This window comes from Anaerostipes faecalis (assembly GCF_018982945.1).
Lineage (GTDB): Bacteria > Bacillota > Clostridia > Lachnospirales > Lachnospiraceae > Anaerostipes > Anaerostipes faecalis.
Genome location: NZ_JABRXE010000011.1, coordinates 37,392 through 55,910, shown reverse-complemented (window position 1 = coordinate 55,910; position 18,519 = coordinate 37,392). Strand labels below are relative to the sequence as shown.

Annotated in this window: 18 protein-coding genes; 17 read left to right on the top strand and 1 reads right to left on the bottom strand. The window is 38.2% G+C overall.

All coding sequences use genetic code 11. The features are described 5' to 3' along the window. The 17 genes from rlmN (at position 1) to KTB61_RS11015 (ending at position 17,554) form a co-directional block, all read left to right on the top strand. Complete coding sequence (gene rlmN / locus KTB61_RS11095; protein WP_075759363.1) at positions 1–1,032, top strand: 23S rRNA (adenine(2503)-C(2))-methyltransferase RlmN; 1,032 nt, start codon at positions 1–3, stop codon at positions 1,030–1,032. A gap of 12 nt (positions 1,033–1,044) precedes the next feature. Further along, positions 1,045–1,764, top strand: a complete 720-nt coding sequence (locus tag KTB61_RS11090; RefSeq protein WP_216697502.1) for a Stp1/IreP family PP2C-type Ser/Thr phosphatase — start codon at positions 1,045–1,047, stop codon at positions 1,762–1,764. Between the two features lie 11 nt (positions 1,765–1,775). Beyond that, complete coding sequence (gene pknB, locus KTB61_RS11085; RefSeq protein ID WP_216697501.1) at positions 1,776–3,572, top strand: Stk1 family PASTA domain-containing Ser/Thr kinase; 1,797 nt, start codon at positions 1,776–1,778, stop codon at positions 3,570–3,572. A gap of 18 nt (positions 3,573–3,590) precedes the next feature. Continuing rightward, a complete protein-coding gene (gene rsgA, locus KTB61_RS11080) occupies positions 3,591–4,466 on the top strand; it encodes a ribosome small subunit-dependent GTPase A (RefSeq protein ID WP_075759360.1) in 876 nt (291 codons plus the stop codon). Beyond that, on the top strand, positions 4,466–5,101 hold the full coding sequence (locus tag KTB61_RS11075; protein WP_230973731.1) for a thiamine diphosphokinase: 636 nt from the start codon (positions 4,466–4,468) through the stop codon (positions 5,099–5,101). The genes rsgA and KTB61_RS11075 overlap by 1 nt, the downstream gene beginning before the upstream one ends. Positions 5,102–5,110: 9 nt before the next feature. Next, positions 5,111–5,611 (top strand): hypothetical protein, encoded by a 501-nt coding sequence (locus KTB61_RS11070; RefSeq protein ID WP_075759358.1) that lies wholly within the window; start codon positions 5,111–5,113, stop codon positions 5,609–5,611. Then, a complete protein-coding gene (locus tag KTB61_RS11065) occupies positions 5,611–6,117 on the top strand; it encodes a gamma carbonic anhydrase family protein (RefSeq protein ID WP_075759357.1) in 507 nt (168 codons plus the stop codon). The genes KTB61_RS11070 and KTB61_RS11065 overlap by 1 nt, the downstream gene beginning before the upstream one ends. A 24-nt stretch (positions 6,118–6,141) precedes the next feature. Next, complete coding sequence (locus KTB61_RS11060; RefSeq protein WP_216697500.1) at positions 6,142–7,119, top strand: LacI family DNA-binding transcriptional regulator; 978 nt, start codon at positions 6,142–6,144, stop codon at positions 7,117–7,119. 161 nt (positions 7,120–7,280) lie between these two features. Further along, complete coding sequence (locus tag KTB61_RS11055; RefSeq protein ID WP_216697499.1) at positions 7,281–8,675, top strand: family 43 glycosylhydrolase; 1,395 nt, start codon at positions 7,281–7,283, stop codon at positions 8,673–8,675. A 14-nt stretch (positions 8,676–8,689) separates the two neighbouring features. Next, positions 8,690–10,612 (top strand): PTS beta-glucoside transporter subunit IIBCA, encoded by a 1,923-nt coding sequence (locus KTB61_RS11050; protein WP_216697498.1) that lies wholly within the window; start codon positions 8,690–8,692, stop codon positions 10,610–10,612. A gap of 1 nt (position 10,613) precedes the next feature. After that, positions 10,614–11,990, top strand: coding sequence for a glycoside hydrolase family 32 protein (locus tag KTB61_RS11045; protein WP_216697497.1), 1,377 nt, complete (start codon positions 10,614–10,616; stop codon positions 11,988–11,990). A gap of 181 nt (positions 11,991–12,171) precedes the next feature. Next, positions 12,172–12,465, top strand: coding sequence for an Asp-tRNA(Asn)/Glu-tRNA(Gln) amidotransferase subunit GatC (gene gatC / locus KTB61_RS11040; protein WP_075759352.1), 294 nt, complete (start codon positions 12,172–12,174; stop codon positions 12,463–12,465). Positions 12,466–12,474: 9 nt separating this feature from the next. Then, the gene (gatA, locus tag KTB61_RS11035; RefSeq protein WP_216697496.1) at positions 12,475–13,947 is read left to right on the top strand and encodes an Asp-tRNA(Asn)/Glu-tRNA(Gln) amidotransferase subunit GatA; all 1,473 of its coding nucleotides are present in this window, start codon (positions 12,475–12,477) and stop codon (positions 13,945–13,947) included. After that, positions 13,947–15,386 (top strand): Asp-tRNA(Asn)/Glu-tRNA(Gln) amidotransferase subunit GatB, encoded by a 1,440-nt coding sequence (gene gatB, locus KTB61_RS11030; RefSeq protein ID WP_075759350.1) that lies wholly within the window; start codon positions 13,947–13,949, stop codon positions 15,384–15,386. Before gatA ends, gatB begins: the two co-directional genes overlap by 1 nt. A 16-nt stretch (positions 15,387–15,402) precedes the next feature. Next, on the top strand, positions 15,403–16,200 hold the full coding sequence (locus tag KTB61_RS11025) for a Cof-type HAD-IIB family hydrolase (protein WP_216697495.1): 798 nt from the start codon (positions 15,403–15,405) through the stop codon (positions 16,198–16,200). Further along, positions 16,201–16,905: an HAD family hydrolase gene (locus tag KTB61_RS11020; protein ID WP_075759348.1), complete on the top strand. Its 705-nt coding sequence runs from the start codon at positions 16,201–16,203 to the stop codon at positions 16,903–16,905. Between the two features lie 130 nt (positions 16,906–17,035). Continuing rightward, positions 17,036–17,554, top strand: a complete 519-nt coding sequence (locus KTB61_RS11015) for a phosphatase PAP2 family protein (protein ID WP_083638319.1) — start codon at positions 17,036–17,038, stop codon at positions 17,552–17,554. Between the two features lie 11 nt (positions 17,555–17,565). Here KTB61_RS11015 and KTB61_RS11010 read toward each other — a convergent pair whose 3' ends face one another. Then, positions 17,566–18,483, bottom strand: a complete 918-nt coding sequence (locus tag KTB61_RS11010; protein ID WP_216697494.1) for a TIGR01212 family radical SAM protein — start codon at positions 18,481–18,483, stop codon at positions 17,566–17,568. Between the last annotated feature and the right edge of the window lie 36 nt (positions 18,484–18,519).

The following is an 18,519-nucleotide window of genomic DNA, read 5'->3' as shown; positions in this document are numbered from 1 at the left end:
ATGGATTTAAAATCAATGACGCTTCCTCAGCTGGAAGCTTTTGTGGAATCAATCGGAGAAAAGAAATTTCGTGGGAAACAGTTGTATGACTGGATGCATAAACGATTGGCATTTTCTTTAGATGAGATGAATAATATTCCCAAAAAACTTAAGGAAAAAATAGAAGAAAACGCTGAGATCTACGGTGTAAAAATGGTAGATTGTTATGTTTCAAAGCTGGATGGAACAAGAAAATATCTGTTTGAACTTCATGATGGAAATATTATAGAAAGTGTATTGATGAAATATAAGCACGGTAATTCTGTCTGTATTTCATCACAGGCGGGTTGTAGAATGGGATGCCGGTTTTGTGCATCTACCCTTGGAGGACTGGACCGTAATCTGGAACCATCTGAAATGTTAAGTCAGATTTATTTTATTCAGAAGGATACAGGGGAGCGGGTATCCAATGTTGTTATGATGGGCACAGGGGAGCCTATGGATAATTTTGAAAATGTACTTCGTTTTCTGGAGTTAATTACTTCAGAAAATGGATTGAATATCAGTCAGAGAAATCTTACAATCTCAACCTGTGGAATTGTCCCTAAAATAAGAGAACTTGCCCAGAAGCATTTACAGATCACGCTGGCGATTTCTCTCCATTCACCAAATGATCTGATGCGTCAGGAACTGATGCCTATTGCCAGAAAATATTCAATGGATGAGCTTTTTGATGCTTGTAAATACTATTTTCAAGAGACAAATCGTCGAATGACCTTTGAATATAGCCTGGTAGCAGGAGTCAATGACCAGCCGGAGCATGCGCAGGAGTTATGCAGGCGTTTAAAAGGCTTTCCGTGTCATGTGAATCTGATACCGGTAAATCCTATTAAAGAAAGAGATTTTAAACAATCTTTACCAGAATCTGTTAAGCACTTTAAAAAGATACTTGAAAAAAATCGTGTAAATGTTACCATAAGAAGAGAAATGGGCGCAGATATCAATGCCGCCTGTGGACAGCTTAGAAGAAAGAAACTGCAATCAGAAATGTAAAGGAGAACGAATATGCGATCCGTAGGAGCTTCACATATTGGAAAAGTCAGATCAGAAAATCAGGATAAGATTTTCTTTAGTGACCAGCCAGTGGGAAAACTGAATAATCTTTATATTGTCGCTGATGGTATGGGGGGACACCAGGCTGGAGGATATGCGTCTTCATATACGGTGCGCCGTTTTGTTGAGGAAATTGAACAATCCGAAGAAAAAGATCCAATAGAAGTCATGAAGATGTCAGTTTCAAAAGTTAATGAAGAAATTTTAAAAAAATGCAGGGAAGATGAAGCTTATGCAGGAATGGGTACGACCATTGTAGCAGCAACAGTTTCCGGTTCCGCTGTAACAGTTATGAATATCGGTGACAGCAGATTATATTATGGAGCCAGAGATCTGTGTCAGATTACCGTAGATCATTCTTATGTGGAGGAACTGGTTCAAGCCGGTGCCATCAGGAGAGATCAGAGCAGGCTTCATCCGAAAAAGAATTTAATTACCAGAGCTGTCGGAGCAGCATCAGCTGAACCTGACTTTTTTCAGTTTGAAGCCAAGGAGGGCTATTTGCTGTTATGCAGTGATGGATTGACCAATATGTTAGATGATGATGAAATTAGAGAACTTCTGTTAGATCACAGCCAGTTGGAAAACAAAGTCAGCCAGATGGTGGGACGAGCCAATGAATATGGCGGCAAGGACAACATTTCACTGGTGATCGTTGATTTGAAGAAATGAGGTGAAAACAGATGTTGGATATAGGTGCAATGCTAGGCGGCCGTTATGAAATCCTCAAAAGGATTGGTGTCGGTGGAATGGCAGATGTCTATATGGCAAAAGACCATAAATTAAATAGAAAAGTAGCAGTAAAAGTACTGAAAAAAGAATATGTTGACGACGAGAAATTTATAAAGAAATTCCAGACTGAAGCTCAGGCTATTGCAAGTCTGATACATCCTAATATAGTCAATATCTATGATGTAGGAGCAGAAGATGGAATTAATTATATAGTAATGGAACTGGCAGAAGGTATTACATTAAAAGAATACATTCGCAGAAAGGGATATTTATCAGCCAAAGAAACGGTTGATATTTCTATTCAGATTGCATCGGCTATTGCCCATGCTCATAAAAATCATATAATTCATCGTGATATTAAACCACAGAATATTTTGATTTCTGAGACTGGAAATATTAAAGTAACGGATTTTGGAATTGCAAAAGCTGCAAACAGTAATACTGTTACGTCCACAGCAACCGCCATTGGATCTGTTCATTATATTTCGCCAGAGCAGGCAAAAGGACGTTTTTGCGATGAGAAAAGTGATATTTACTCTCTGGGGATTACCATGTATGAAATGGTAACCGGGCAGGTGCCGTTTGATCATGAAAATGGAGTAACCATTGCACTAATGCACCTTCAGAATGAGATTACTCCTCCAAGTGAGCTGATAGAAAATATTCCAAACAGCCTGGAGAAGATCATTTTAAAATGTACCATGAAGAAGCCGGAAGAACGTTATCAGACTGCAGAGGAACTGATTCAGGATCTGAAACTGGTCTTTGAAGATACTTCTGGAGACTACGTTGGTGTTGTTCCGATGATTGATGATTCTCCAACGATTATGATGGATCAGGATGAATTGAAAAACCAGATAGAGAATCATACAGCAGCAGATGATGAAAATGCATATTTAGATCCGGATGATGACGAAGATGAGGGAATGAATTCCAAGCTGGAGAAACTGGTCATTGTACTGGCAGCTGTTGTAGGTGCAATTATCCTGGTTTCTATTATTGTATTTGTTATCAAAAGTTCCGGTGTGTTTAAATCCGGAGACGAACCCAGCTCTGCTACTTTGGAAGTGACAACTACTGCAGAGAAAACAGAAAGTGAAAAATATACAGTGCCGAATGTTGTAGGAATGTCTTTATCCCGGGCAGAAGAAGAAATCGGAGATAATCTCAAGATTACAACAAAAGAGGAACAGTCCAGCCGGTATGAGGCAGGACAGGTTATCAGCCAGAGTATTGAAGGAGATACGGAGGTTGAAAAAGGGAGAGTCATTATTCTCACTGTAAGTTCAGGAGAGAATAAAGCTTCAGTTCCTGATGTGACGGGAGAAACTCAGTCAACGGCAACAAAGACATTGAAAAATCTCGGGTTTAATGTTCTTGTGGAATCTGAATATAGTTCTACTGTATCAGAAGGTTATGTAATATCACAGTCTCCTTCAGGAGGGGTGAAACTTTCCAAATCTTCTACAGTTACTATTGTTGTAAGCAAAGGAAGCAATCAGGTTCAGGTGCCTGATCTGAGATATTATACCCAGTCAGAAGCAAAACAGCAGCTTCAAAGAATGGGATTGAAGCTTGGAAGTGTTTCAAAAGAATATAACAGTGAGGTTGAAAAAGGACAGGTTATCCGTCAGTCAATTACAAAAGGAAGAAAGGTTTCCAAAGGAACAGCTGTTGGAATCGTAATCAGCCTTGGAGAACGTCCACAAACCACTGAGACAGAAGAAATGCAGGATACAGAAGAATAGCAGGAGTGTAAGATATTCATGCAGGGAAAGATCATTAAAGGAATAGCAGGTTTTTACTACGTACAAACAGGAGATAAAATTTATCAATGTAAGGCAAAAGGCATTTTCCGTAACAAGAAGATCAAGCCGCTGGTAGGAGATAATGTGGATATTGATATTTTAGATGAAACTGATCTGGAAGGAAATATTACAGAGATTCTGCCACGTACCAATGAGCTGATCCGTCCTGCTGTTGCAAATGTAGATCAGGCACTGGTAGTATTTGCTGCCAGAAATCCAAAGCCTAATTATAATCTGCTGGACCGTTTTCTTATGATGATGGAAAAGCAGCAGATTCCGGTTATTGTCTGTTTCAATAAAATGGATCTTGCAAAAGAAAAAGAACTGGCGTTGCTGGATCAGACATATGAAAACTGCGGACATAAGGTTATGTTTATCAGTGTCAGAAAAGAAGAAGGAATCGAAGAAATTCGAAATCTGATCCGAGGAAAGACGACAGTACTGGCCGGTCCTTCCGGAGTAGGCAAGTCATCACTGATGAATCTTCTGCAGCCGGAGGCAAATATGGAGACCGGAGCAGTCAGTGAAAAGATTAAACGCGGGAAGCATACTACAAGACATTCTGAACTGATTTGTATTGAAGAAAACACATTTGTACTTGATACACCGGGATTTAGTTCCCTGTTTATCCATACTTTTGAAGAAGATGAGATTAGAGAGTATTTTCAGGAATTTACTCCTTATGAGGGACAATGCCGTTTTCAGGGATGCAGTCACACACACGAACCTGACTGCGGTGTGAAGAAGGCATTGGAAGAAGGAAAAATAAGCCAGATTCGCTATGACAACTATGTAAATATTTATACAGAATTAAAAGAAAAGAGAAAATGGTAATGAAAATATTGATTTTGACAGGTGGAAGCCTAGATTTGGCTTTCGCCTGCTCTTATATAAAACAATGGAAGCCGGATCAGATCATTACGGCAGATAAAGGACTGGTTTACGCCCGTCAATGTGGCATTGAGCCTGATGTGATTCTTGGAGATTTTGACAGCTGTGATAAAACAGTTATGGACGAATTCTCTACAGAACAAAAAATACTGGTACCATGCGAAAAAGATGATACCGATACAGGTTTGGCAATGCAGAAAGCAATTGAGATGGGGGCAGATGAGATTCTGATTCTTGGAGCCACTGGAACAAGACTTGATCATGTTATGGGAAACATGGGGCAACTGGTTTTTGCTGCCAGACATGGAGTTTTTGCTCAGATTGTCGATCCATGCAACCGAATTTCCGTGGTAAAAAATGGTCGGAAAATCCGGCGAGAGGGCCAGTTTGGAAAATATATTTCACTGATTCCCGTATATGAAGCTAAAGGAGTAACATTAAAGGGGTTTAAATATCCTCTAAATAATGATACACTTGTATTTCATGAGTCCTGGGGAATCAGCAATGAGCTGGAAAAGGATGAGGGTAGTATTTACTACAAGGAAGGAATATTACTGCTAATTGAAAGCAAAGATTGAGGTGTATTTATGAAAGGTAACGCAAAAAACAAACAGGAGATCAATGTAAAAGGTAAGCTGGAGAAGATTTTATGGGCATGTCTGATCGTTATGTTCATCATTGCATTCTTTGGAATGTTTATTGGAAAGCATATGGATGGTGCAGTTTTTTATAAAATCTGTATCCAGATGACAGTTTTTTCATCTGTGATTTTAAGTTTAGAAAGATTCTATTTTGGTAAAGAAATGGGAAGAGATATGCCACAGGTATATAATATTACATATTGGCTGATTATCTTATGGGCCATTGTACTTGTGTTGCATTTTATGGGAGTGAATTTCCTGGATTTCCTTATGACCAGCAATTCCAGAACTTTCTGGGTTATTGTTCCAACAGCCAGCCTGTTATGGGAGACACGTTATATTTTCGGTGACAATCTGGATTGGGATAATACAGATAAGTATGGCTGGAAAGAAGGAAGAATGAATTACTCTCAGAATAATAAAAAAAATAAGAAAGATGGGAAGTAATGAATTATAAAAAGGCAAAGATTTCAGAAACTGCAAGCGTAGCAAAGGAAACAATACTGCTTGGGGATATCACCATTGGAGATGAAACAACAGTTTTGTTTTATACTGTCATGCGTGCAGAAGATCCTCAGACCATAGAAATCGGTCGACAAAGTAACATTCAGGAAAATTGTACGATTCATGTGGATGAAGGATTTGGAGTTAAAATCGGAGATGGTGTTACTGTTGGACATAATTGTGTGATTCACGGATGTGAAATCGGTGACGGCACTTTGATTGGAATGGGATCCATTATAATGAACGGTGCAAAAGTCGGAAAAGGATGTCTGATCGGTGCAGGAAGTCTTATTACCCAGAACACTGTAATTCCCGATGGAATGCTCGTTATGGGAAGTCCGGCAAAGGTGAAAAGACCTTTAACGGAAGAAGAAAAGCAATATATTGCAGATAGTGTTCCGGAATATATAGAAGCAGGAAAAATGTTAAGAGAAGATGGAATTCTTTAAATAGTATAGAATTGGAAGTGTAAAATGAAACCTGGAATTAAAGATGTGGCAAAAGTGGCTGGGGTTTCACCTACGACAGTATCCCGGGTTCTCAACAACCGAGGATATATCAGTGAAGAGACCAGACAAAAAGTATATGCAGCCATGGAGGAGATAAATTATTATCCCAATGAAATAGCCAGAGCATTATTGAATAATCGAACATATTTTGTAGGAGTCATTGTACCCACAGTAACAGCCCCTTTCCATGCTGAGGTTGTGGAACAGGTAGAGTACTTTCTTTCACAGCAGAATTACAAAATGCTTTTATGCAACAGTAAGAATCAGTTGAAAACAGAAAAGAAATATATTGATATGCTGCGCAGAAATCAGGTAGATGGGATGATCGTGGGAACTCATAACATGGTAGTGGAAGATTATTCTAAATTGAAAATGCCGGTTGTAGGTATAGACAGGTTTTTAGGTGAGAATGTTCCAATCGTATCCTGTGATAACTATGAAGTGGGACGGATGGCAACAAGGCATTTGCTGGAAAAAGGGTGCCGTAATATTTTATGCATTCGTGGTAACAGTAAACTGAAAATGCCAGGTAATCAAAGAAGTCAGGCATATATCGATGAGATGAAAAAGTCAGGTTATGAACCATTGATACTGGAAGTACCATTTGTAAAAGAATATGTGGAGAAGCAGAAAATAATCTATGATATGCTCAATGGCCATCCGGAAATTGATGGAGTGTTTGCCGGAGATGATTCTCTAGCTATTATAGTCCTGCATATTGCAAGGCAGAAAGGAATACGAATACCAGAAGATTTAAAGGTAATCGGGGTAGATGGAACGAAAGAAGTTGTAGGATTTGTTCCGGAATTAACGACCATACAGCAGCCCACAAAAGAAATTGCACGGGTTGCAGTGGAAAAACTGATTGATTTAATCGAAGGAAAAGAAAGCCAAAGTTGTCTTGATTTACCGGTAAGATTACTGGAGGGAGAAACAACATAAGAAATGAAAGGGAGGAATAGTTAAGATTTCTCCCTTTTTTGTACTTTTTTTACAAAAAAACCTATGATAGTTTGGTCAAAATGACGTTACGAAAACGATTGACATATGAAAACGGTTGACATATAATAAGGACATCAAGGAAACAAGGAAAGGAGAAGACTATGTATAAATTGTATTATCAGCCAAATGGAATTTGGGTGGGTGATATCATGCCGTATGGCAAAGATGGTAGATTTTATATATATCATCAACGTGATACAAGAAATCCGGGTCCATTCGGAGAGCCGTTTGGGTGGTCACTGGCAACAACAGAAAATTTCGTAAATTATAAAGATTACGGAGAAAGCCTAAAACGAGGAACAGACCAGGAGGCAGACCAGTTTATTTATGCAGGAAGTGTTTTTGAAGCAGAGGGATGTTTTCATGCATTTTATACAGGATATAACAGAGAATTCTTAAAAGCAGGAAAGACATCACAAACATTGCTTCACGCAACCAGCTCTGATGGAATCTCATGGGAGAAATCAAAAGAAGCTTTAGAAATTCCACCGCAGGAAGGATATGATAAGCGAAACTGGAGAGATCCATTTGTCATATGGGATGACGAAAGAGAAGAATATCTTTTGATTCTTGGAGCAAGGAAAGGTGAAGACAAGAGAAAGCAGACAGGACGTCTGGTTCATTTCACATCAAAAGATCTGAAAACATGGGAATTCAAAGGAGACTTTTGGTCACCTGGAATCTACACTATGTTTGAAATGCCGGAACTGTTTAAAATGGGAGACTGGTGGTATTTGGTATTTTCTGAGTATAGTGATGAGAATAAAATTCATTATCGCATGAGCAGGGATTTATACGGGCCATGGACTGCAACGACAGATGATGCTTTTGATGGAAGAGCTTATTATGCAGGAAGAACAGCTTTTGATGGAAAACGCAGAGTATTATTTGGATGGGTTCCAACAAAAGATGGTCAGCAGGATAAAAATTCATATTTATGGGGAGGAACCTTCGTACCACATGAAGTATTCCAAAGAGAAGATGGGACTTTAGGGGTAAAACCTTTAGATAGCATGATGGAAGCTTTTGTGGAGTGGAAGGATTTATTTAACCCTTGTATGAAAACGATTGACACAAAAGATGAAAAGATTCTTTGTGAAGATACAGGGACAACAGCTGTATTTAAAACAACTTTAAAATTTGCAGAAGGAACAAGAGAATTTTCTTTGAAATTCTATGAAGATATGGAAACCGGAGTATCTTATGAATTCCGTTTTTATGTTGGAAAGAACAAAGTTGTTTTTGATAAATGTCCAAATTATCCTTGGTATCAGTGCTTTAATACAGGACTGGAGAGACCGGTAAAACTTGAAGCCGGTCAGGATTATCATGTACAATTAATCATCGAAGATGATATTGCAACTTTGTATGTGAATGGAACTGCATTAAATGTGAGATTTTATGAGAAACCTGGAATGGCATTGGCACTGACCGTAACAGATGGTGAAATAATAACTGAAAATACTAAACTTTCAAAAGTAGTCAAGAAAGATTAAGAAAGGAAAAGAAAGTGGATTACAAAAAGATTGCACAAGAGGTTGTAGATCAGATCGGTGGGGTGGAAAACATCAAAGGTGCGACCCACTGTGTCACAAGATTACGTTTGATCTTAAATGATGAAACAAAATACAACAGAAAGAAACTGGAAAAAATTGATGGTGTTAAAGGAGTTCTCTTTAACAGTGGACAGCTGATGATTATTTTTGGTACAGGAACTGTAAACAATGTGTATGATGCATTTATTGAGTTAACCGGTGCCAAAGAATTATCACAGTCTGATGCTAAAGCAGAAGGTGTCAGCAAAATGGGAAAAGTACAGCAGGTATTCAAAGTTTTCTCAGATATCTTTATTCCGATTATTCCTGCATTCGTTGCAGTAGCGATTATTATTGGTGTAAAAGCTTTATTAACAGCAGAAGGAATGTTTGGTTTAGAAGGTGCCCTAGTTGATCAGAGCAAACTGATTGCTGATATTGCTGATTTCCTGGCTATTATTGCAACAACTTTTGATTACCTCCCAATTCTGGTAATGTACAGTGCTGTAAAACGATTTGGCGGAAATCCAATTCTCGGTATTTTAGTTGGTATCGTTATGGTTCATCCAAATCTTATGAATCGTAATGCCTTTGTATTGGACCCATCTCAGGCAGAGTACTGGAATTTTGGGCCTCTGGCAATTGCAAAAGTTGCATATCAGGGTGGAGTTTTCCCTGCAATCTTAACTGCATGGTTTATGTCTAAAGTAGAGAAAATCGCTCAGAAACATGTACCACAGGTTGTTTCATTTGTTCTGGTACCAACAATTACTATTCTTTGTGCCAACGTGGTATTGTTCACTGTATTTGGACCAGTTGGTAATCTCATCGGAAATGGTCTGGCAGGTTTAATTGATATTCTTTATAATCGTTTAGGTGCATTTGGAGCATTTTTCTTTGCAGCTATGCTTCAGCCGTTAGTAGTAACCGGTACTCATCAGGCAATTCAGGGTATCGAAGCTAACTTAATTGCTACAACAGGATTTAACTATATTCAGGCAATCTGGTCTGTGTCTATCATTGCACAGGGTGGAGGAGCCATGGGAATGTATTTCCTTGCGAAAAAGCATTCAAAAGACAGAGATATTGCAGTATCAAGTTTTGTTCCTACATTAGTAGGTATTTCTGAACCGGCAATCTTCGCAGTAAACCTTAAATATTCAGTGATCCCATTTGTATGTGCATGTCTTGGAGCCGGATTCGGTGGAGCATTTATGAAACTTGCAGGTGTTCGTGCCATTGGACAGGGATTAACAGGTGTTCTTGGATTATTACTGGTTGTTCCAGATAAATTAATATTTTATGTGATTGGTAACCTGATTGCTTTTGTACTTCCAATTGTATTTATTCTTCTTTATGATAAAACAAAAGGTGTTCCAAAAGAAGAAGAGGAAGACGAAGAAGATGAAACAGAAGAAGCAGAATCTATAGAGCTTGATGAAACAGCAAAAGTTAGTGTAAAAGCAGTGGTTGATGGAACAGTCATTCCTGTTGAAGATATAAAAGATGGAGTATTTTCTGAAAAGATTTTAGGTGATGGTATTGGAATCATCCCGGAAAATGAAACAGTAATTGCACCTGCAGACGGTGAAATTTGTACAGTAATGGAAGGATCCAATCATGCGGTAGGAATTCGTGTAAAAAATAATATGACATATTTGATCCATGTGGGAATTGACACAGTATCCATGAATGGAGATGGATTCCAGTGCTTTGTAAAAGTAGGAGATAAAGTCAAGGCAGGAGATAAGTTATTATCATTTGATAAAGCTAAAATTGAAGCAAAAGGATTGAATCCGGTTGTTGTATTTGTAAAAACAGATGAAGGTAACCGGAATCCGGTGAACTTTAAATCAGGAATCAAAGTAACAGCAGGAAAAGACATTGTTGGAGAATAAAATGGAATTTTTAAAAGTTGAAAAATATACAGCATTAAAAAAAGAGCATAAAGAATATATTGGTCAGCTGATGGAGTATTGCAGCAAAACTCCCCGACATCCGAAATTTCACATCCACCCTCCATGCGGACTCATGAATGATCCAAATGGACTTGCATATTTCAAAGGAAAGTACCATGTTTTTTATCAGTGGTTTCCATTTGGTCCGGAACATGGAATGAAACATTGGGCACATGTGTCCTCAGAAAATCTTTCTGACTGGAAATGGTCTGATGAAATACTGATTCCTGATCAGGAATATGAGAAAAATGGATGTTATTCCGGAAATTCTATAGAAGCAGATAACAGATTATATTTGTATTATACAGCTAACTATAAGACTGAACAGGGAAAAGTACCGAAACAGGCGATGGCATGGCTGGAGGAAGATGGTTCCTTACATAAATATGAGGGTAACCCTATCATCGATGAAAAACCGGAAGGTCTCATTGGGGAAATCAGAGATCCATTTGTGTTTAAAAAAGATGGTGCTTACTATATGTTCCTTGGGGGAGGAAGTATTTCCGGTGAAGCAAAACTTCTTCTTTACAAAAGCGAGGATCTGTTCCACTGGGAGTACCAGGGAACAGTAGACGTACATGTTGATGGTATGGAAATGGGATATATGTTTGAATGTCCTTCCTACATTCAGGTGGATGGTAAAGACGTATTATTCCTGTCTCTTATGGGACGTGAACCAGAAGGAGACCGCTATCATAATGAATTTTCCAGTTTGTATTTTATTGGGGAACTTGATCTGGAAAATATGAAATTTCATGTTGAAAGCTATGATGAAATCGATAAAGGATTTGATTTCTATGCACCTCAGGCATTTTATGGTGAGAATAAGCAGCCAATGATGTTTGCATGGTTTGGATGTGGGGTCCAGGATCTTCCATATGCAAAGGAAGACATGTGGATTCATGCATTGACAATGCCTCGAATTTTATCTGTAAAAAATGGGAAACTATATCAGACCATTCCGGAGGAAATTTCCAGTCAGTTCGAAAGCAGGGAGATTTCTGAAAAAACATGGAAATTACATCTGGATCTGACAAAAGAATCCTGTACCGGCATACAGATCGGAGAAGATGGAGACTGCCTGACTATCGAAATTGATCCTGTGAATGGATACATCACAGCAGATAGAACCAATCTTTTGCATAAGATTTCAGAAGAATACGGATATGTCCGCAGATTACAGACAAAAGAAGGCACCATTTCAAGTCTTAGTCTATATTATGATAATACGTTTTTGGAAATATATATCAATGGAGGAGAAGAAGTTATGACCCTTCGGGCTTTTCCAGAAAAAAACAAAATTGTATTAAAGAAATAATCCTAAATTTTATTCAGAAGCAGGGAAGCCTAAGTGGCTTCCTTGTTTGCATTTACAGAAAAAGTATGCTACCATTTTCATAATAATGGGGAAAAAAGTTCTAAACCATAGGGTTATTGTTTGAAAAATACAAAAATTATGTTAACATTAATTCCATAAGAAAATATCAGGAGGAGAAAACATGGCAAACCATATTGATGATGCAACAATCGAATATGTTGGAATCCTTGCGAAGCTGGAGTTATCCGGTGAAGAAAAGGAACAGGCAAAAAAAGACATGGAAAGCATGCTTGATTATGTAGATAAGTTAAATGAATTAGATACCAGCGGGGTTGAACCTATGTCTCATGTATTCCCGGTACACAATGTGTTCCGTGAAGATGTGGTGGCAAATGGAGACGGAAGCGAAGATACTTTAGCAAATGCACCAGAAGAACAGGATCATTCTTTTGTTGTACCGAAGACAATCGTATAGGAGGCAGAAATGAGTATTTTAGATTTAACTGCCGTGGAATTAGGCAAAAAGATTAAAGATAAAGAGATTACGGTTGTAGAAGCAACCAAGGCTGTACTGGAACAGATCAAAACCGTGGATGCGGATGTGCATGGTTATGTTTCATACGACGAAGAAAGTGCTTTGAAAAGAGCCGAAGAAGTTCAGAAAGGAATCGACGATGGAACCTATACAGGTCCGTTAGCCGGTGTTCCTATGGCAATCAAAGACAATATCTGTACAAAAGGTTATAAGACTACCTGTAGTTCAAAAATCCTGGAAAATTTTGTACCGACTTACTCTGCACAGGCTATAGAGAATCTGATCAAAGAAGGTGTGGTATTCCTTGGAAAGACAAATATGGATGAATTTGCCATGGGAAGTACTACTGAGACATCAGCTTATGGTGTAACAAAGAATCCATGGGATCTAAATAAGGTACCTGGTGGATCTTCAGGAGGATCTGCTGCCGCAGTTGCAGCTAATGAATGTTTTATGGCACTTGGATCTGATACAGGTGGATCTATTCGTCAGCCATCTTCCTATTGTGGTGTTACAGGAATGAAACCAACATACGGAACAGTTTCCCGTTATGGATTGATTGCATATGGTTCTTCTCTGGATCAGATTGGACCGATTGCGAAAGATGTAACAGACTGTGCTACATTACTGGAAGCTATTGCATCTCATGATCCAAAAGACTCAACTTCTGTAAAACTGGATGAATATGATTTTACATCTGCACTGGTAGACGATGTAAAAGGAATGAAGATCGGTATTCCAAAGGACTATTTTGGAGAAGGACTGGATCCTGAAGTGAAAGATGCTGTATTATCAGCAGCGAAAAAATTAGAAGAAAAAGGTGCCATCGTAGAAGAATTTGATCTTGGACTGGTAGAGTATGCGATCCCTGCTTATTATGTAATTGCATCAGCAGAGGCAAGTTCCAACCTTTCACGTTTCGACGGAGTAAAATACGGATATCGTGCCAAAGATTATGAAGGACTTCATAATATGTACAAAAAGACTCGTTCCGAGGGATTCGGACCGGAAGTAAAACGTCGTATCATGCTGGGATCCTTTGTATTAAGTTCAGGATATTATGATGCATATTATCTGAAAGCTCTAAGGACAAAAGCCCTGATCAAAAAAGAATTTGATAAAGCTTTTGCAAAATATGATGTTATTTTAGGACCGGTAGCACCGACAACAGCTCCAAAACTTGGAGACAGTTTAAGTGATCCGATCAAGATGTATTTAGGAGATATTTATACAATTTCTGTAAATCTGGCAGGTCTTCCGGGAATGTCCCTCCCATGCGGAAAAGACAGTCATGGAATGCCAATCGGACTTCAGATCATCGGAGACTGTTTTAAGGAGAAAAATGTAATTCGTGCAGCCTATGCATTTGAACAGACCAGAGAATATGAGGCTCCGGAAATTGCAAAAGGAGGTGCCAGATAATGAGTAAACAATATGAGACAGTCATTGGACTGGAAGTCCATGTGGAATTAGCAACAAAAACAAAGATTTTCTGTGGATGCAGTACAGAGTTCGGTGGTGCACCAAATACCCATACATGTCCGGTATGTACCGGAATGCCAGGTTCACTTCCGGTTTTAAACAAGCAGGTTGTAGAATATGCTACAGCAGTAGGACTGGCTACCAACTGTGATATTACCCAGAATTGTAAATTTGACCGTAAAAACTATTTTTATCCTGATAATCCGCAGAACTATCAGATTTCTCAGTTATATCTTCCAATCTGCAGAAATGGTAAAGTTGAGATTGAAGTGGATGGAGTGAAAAAGGATGTCCGTATTCATGAAATCCATATGGAAGAAGATGCAGGAAAACTGATTCATGATCCATGGACAGGAGATTCTTTAGTAGACTTTAACCGTTCTGGTGTGCCATTGATCGAAATCGTGTCTGAACCGGATATGCGCAGTGCAGATGAGGTTATCGCTTATCTTGAAAAATTACGTCTGATCATTCAGTATCTTGGTGCGTCTGACTGTAAGCTCCAGGAAGGATCCATGAGAGCGGATGTTAACCTTTCTGTTCGTGAAGCCGGTACCGAGGAATTTGGAACACGTACGGAAATGAAGAACTTAAACTCCTTTAAGGCAATCAGCAGAGCCATTGAAGGGGAAATGAACCGACAGATTGATCTGATTGAATCCGGGGAGCAGGTTGTTCAGGAAACCAGACGATGGGATGATACGAAAGGGTCATCATATGCTATGCGTTCCAAAGAAGATGCACAGGATTATCGTTATTTCCCAGATCCAGATCTGGTTCCTGTGGAAATCAGTGATGAATGGATTGCACAGATCAAAGCGGCGCAGCCTGAATTCCGTGATGAAAAGAAAGTTAGATACAAAGAAGAGTATGATCTTCCTGATTATGATATTGATATTATTACAGGTTCAAAACATCTTGCGGATCTGTTTGAAGCAACCATTGCATTGGGATCAGATCCAAAAGAGGTTTCCAACTGGTTAATGGGTGAGACAATGCGTCTTGTCAATGAATCAGAAATGGATATTGATGATGTGGCATTTGCACCGGAAAATCTTGCAAAACTCATTGAAATGATCAAGAAGAGTGAAATCAATCGAAAAGTTGGAAAAGATGTTTTTGAAAAGATTTTCAAAGAAAATATAGATCCGGCTGCCTATGTAGAAGAACATGGATTAAAATCCATGAATGACGAAGGTGCACTTCGCAAGACAATTGAAGAAATTGTCGCAAACAATCCAAAATCTGTAGAAGATTATAAGGCAGGAAAGAAAAAAGCTATCGGATTCCTGGTAGGACAGACAATGAAAGCAACACAAGGAAAAGCAGATCCTGGAATCGTAAATAAAATTTTAAACGAGATATTAGCATCAATTTAAAAAGAAAAGAGGAATTATGAAACAATATAAAGGTGTTGTATTTTTTGATTATGATGGAACAACTGTTGATGAAGTAGACAGAATTAAGACAGCAACTCCAAAAACAGTTGAATCCCTGAAGAAACTTGACGAAAACGGATATTTAACAATGTTATGTTCAGGACGTACAAAACGGTTTCTGGAAGCTGATATTGATAAATTTCAGGGTGCAATTACCTGTAATGGAAGTTATACAGAAGTAGCAGGCGAAATCATCCGTGATATATTTATTCCAGATGAATTACTGTTTAAAGTAATTGATGAATATTTCCCAAGAGATACGATTATTCAGATGGATACACAGGATGTAACTTATTATCTTCATAATGATGCAGAATTCTTTTCTTATTTCTGTCGACTATTCAATCTTCCGGACAGATGGTATGCTCCATGGAAATATAGAAAAAAAGAACATCATATTACAAAACTGGTAATAAACTATAAGACTCAGGATGTGTTTGAAGACTTTAAAAAGGAATTTGTTAATGACTTTGAATGTGCAAAACATGTAAGAGAGAATTTCTTTGACATCACATTAAAAGGTGTCACAAAGGGAGATGCAGTTACAGAACTGATCAATAAGCTGGGTATTGATAAGAAAGACAGCTATGCATTTGGAGATGCAGATAATGATGTGGAAATGATGCAGGCAGTTGGAACAGGAATTGCAATGGGTCGTCATAGTGATGCTGTTGGTGAAGTGGCATCTATGGTAACAGGAACTGTAAAAGAAGAAGGAATAACACAGGCCTTGGAAAAATTAGGATTAATTTAAATGAGTAATATTATTTTTGATGTGGATGATACATTGTATGATCTGATGGAACCCTTTGAACATGCTCATAAAGAAATTTTTCAAAAGGATACAGATGCAGATTGTGAGGAACTGTTTAAAGCTTCCCGAATATATAGTGATGAAGCTTTTTATATGGTCAGAAAAGGAAAGCTGCCTAAGGAAGATGAATTTGCCTATAGAATTATCAAAACCTATGCAGATGCAGGACTTCAGGTAGAAAAGCAGAAAGCAAAACAGTTTGAAGAGAGATATCGTTATTATCAGGATCATATACATGTGCCGGAAAAGATCACAAAGATACTTGATTATTGTGTGAAAAATCAGGTGACTACAGGAGTTCTTACCAATGGAACTGTTGCAAACCAGGGTAAAAAAATAAAAAAGCTTGGATTGAATCAATGGTTTCAGGAAGAGACTATGTTTATATCAGATGGTATCGGATATACCAAGCCGGATGAAAGAGCATTTAAGGCTGTCCAGAAAGCTATGAAGCTTGATGAACAAGATACATGGTTTATCGGGGATACTTTTGAGGTAGATGTGGTTGGAGCAAAAAAAGCTGGATGGCATGTGATATGGTTTAATCACAGAAGGCGTCCTATGCCGGATGGGGAAATTGTTCCTGATATTGAAGTAAATACAGAGGAAGATTTGCTTGAGACAATCAAAGGAATAATAGAATAAAACTGGTTATTTTTGCTGCTATTAATCAGTTCTAAAGACAAACTGAAAAGATTTTTTTGAAATTTAACAGAACCATTGTATAGATTTAAAGATCACACGGTATGATAATGACAAAAGGAGAGTGATTGCAATGAATACAATGGTTCAATTTGATATACGTACATCTATGGGAATCCAAAAACACAAAACACCGTTACGAAACAGAGTTTTATTATTTATTACAAAATCCGCAGATGCAGGAGCTATCTGGATTTTCATTGGACTATGTATGCTGGGGATTTCACATTTACGAAGTTCCGGAATTCTTTTTCTGGAAGTATTAATTATCACAGCTATTGTAAATAATCTGGTTATAAAATCACTGGTTATGAGAAAACGTCCATGTGATATATTCAAACATGTGCCATTGCTGATTAAGCGACCATGTGGATCATCTTTTCCTTCCGGTCATACCGCAGTTGCTTTTGCATGTGCAGTTACTTTGTGTGTAATCTGTCTGCCTGTAGGAATCCTGGCATTGATATGGGCAGCACTGATTGGATTTACCAGAGTTTATTTTTTCGTACATTTTCTGACGGATGTGTTATGTGGAGCAATCTCAGGAATTATCTTATCAACTCTCAGCATCTGGCTGTTATCTATGCTATAAAATACAATATATTATAATAAGTCGCCCTGATGCAGATTATTTACTTTCAGCTGATGGGCGATTTCGTTTAATACTTTTCTTTTATGAAGGCTCCATTTGGGAGCAATCAGCAGGTCTTTAGGACCATCACCGGTGAGACGGTGAATGACCATATCTTTTCTTAGATTTACAATACATTTTAAAACAAGTTGTACATATTCATCCATTTCAAAAATATGAAATGGTTCTTTATTATAAAAATCTGCCAAATCCGTATATTTCAGTACATGAAGCATGGAAAGTTTAATACCGTGAACCGGTAATTTATTTAAGTATCGTACGGAATCAAGCATCATATCATCTGTTTCACCAGGAAGTCCAAGAATCAAATGCACAACAGTAAGGATCTTTCGCTTTGCAAGATCAAAAACAGCCTGTTCAAAGCAGGACAAAGGATATCCTCTTCGAATAAAATCGGCAGTCTTTTCGTGAATCGTCTGAAGCCCAAGTTCCACAAAAACCGGTTTTTTCCGATTCAATTCCTCCAATAGATCAAGAACCTTCGGAGGCAGACAATCCGGACGTGTGCCTATGGCAAGAGCAACAATCCGTTCATCATCAATGGCCTCTGTAAAAAGCTTCCTAAGCTTATCAATAGGACCATAGGTGTTGGTAAAAGCCTGAAAATAAGCAATATAGCCAGAGGTTTCAGCTTTTTTAGACAAAAGAGAGATGCCCTGTGTAATCTGCTCATGGACAGACAGGGAGGCATCAGATGCAAAATCTCCGGAGCCGCCTTGGCTGCAGAAAATACAGCCATTGGTACCAAGAGTACCATCCCGATTAGGACAGGTAAAACCTCCATCCAGCGAAACTTTATAAATTTTCTCACCAAAGGTATTTTTTAAAAAACTATCAAAAGAATAGTACCGTTTTCCATGCCAATTCATAAATCAAACCTCAATATATATATAACAGCAAATGAT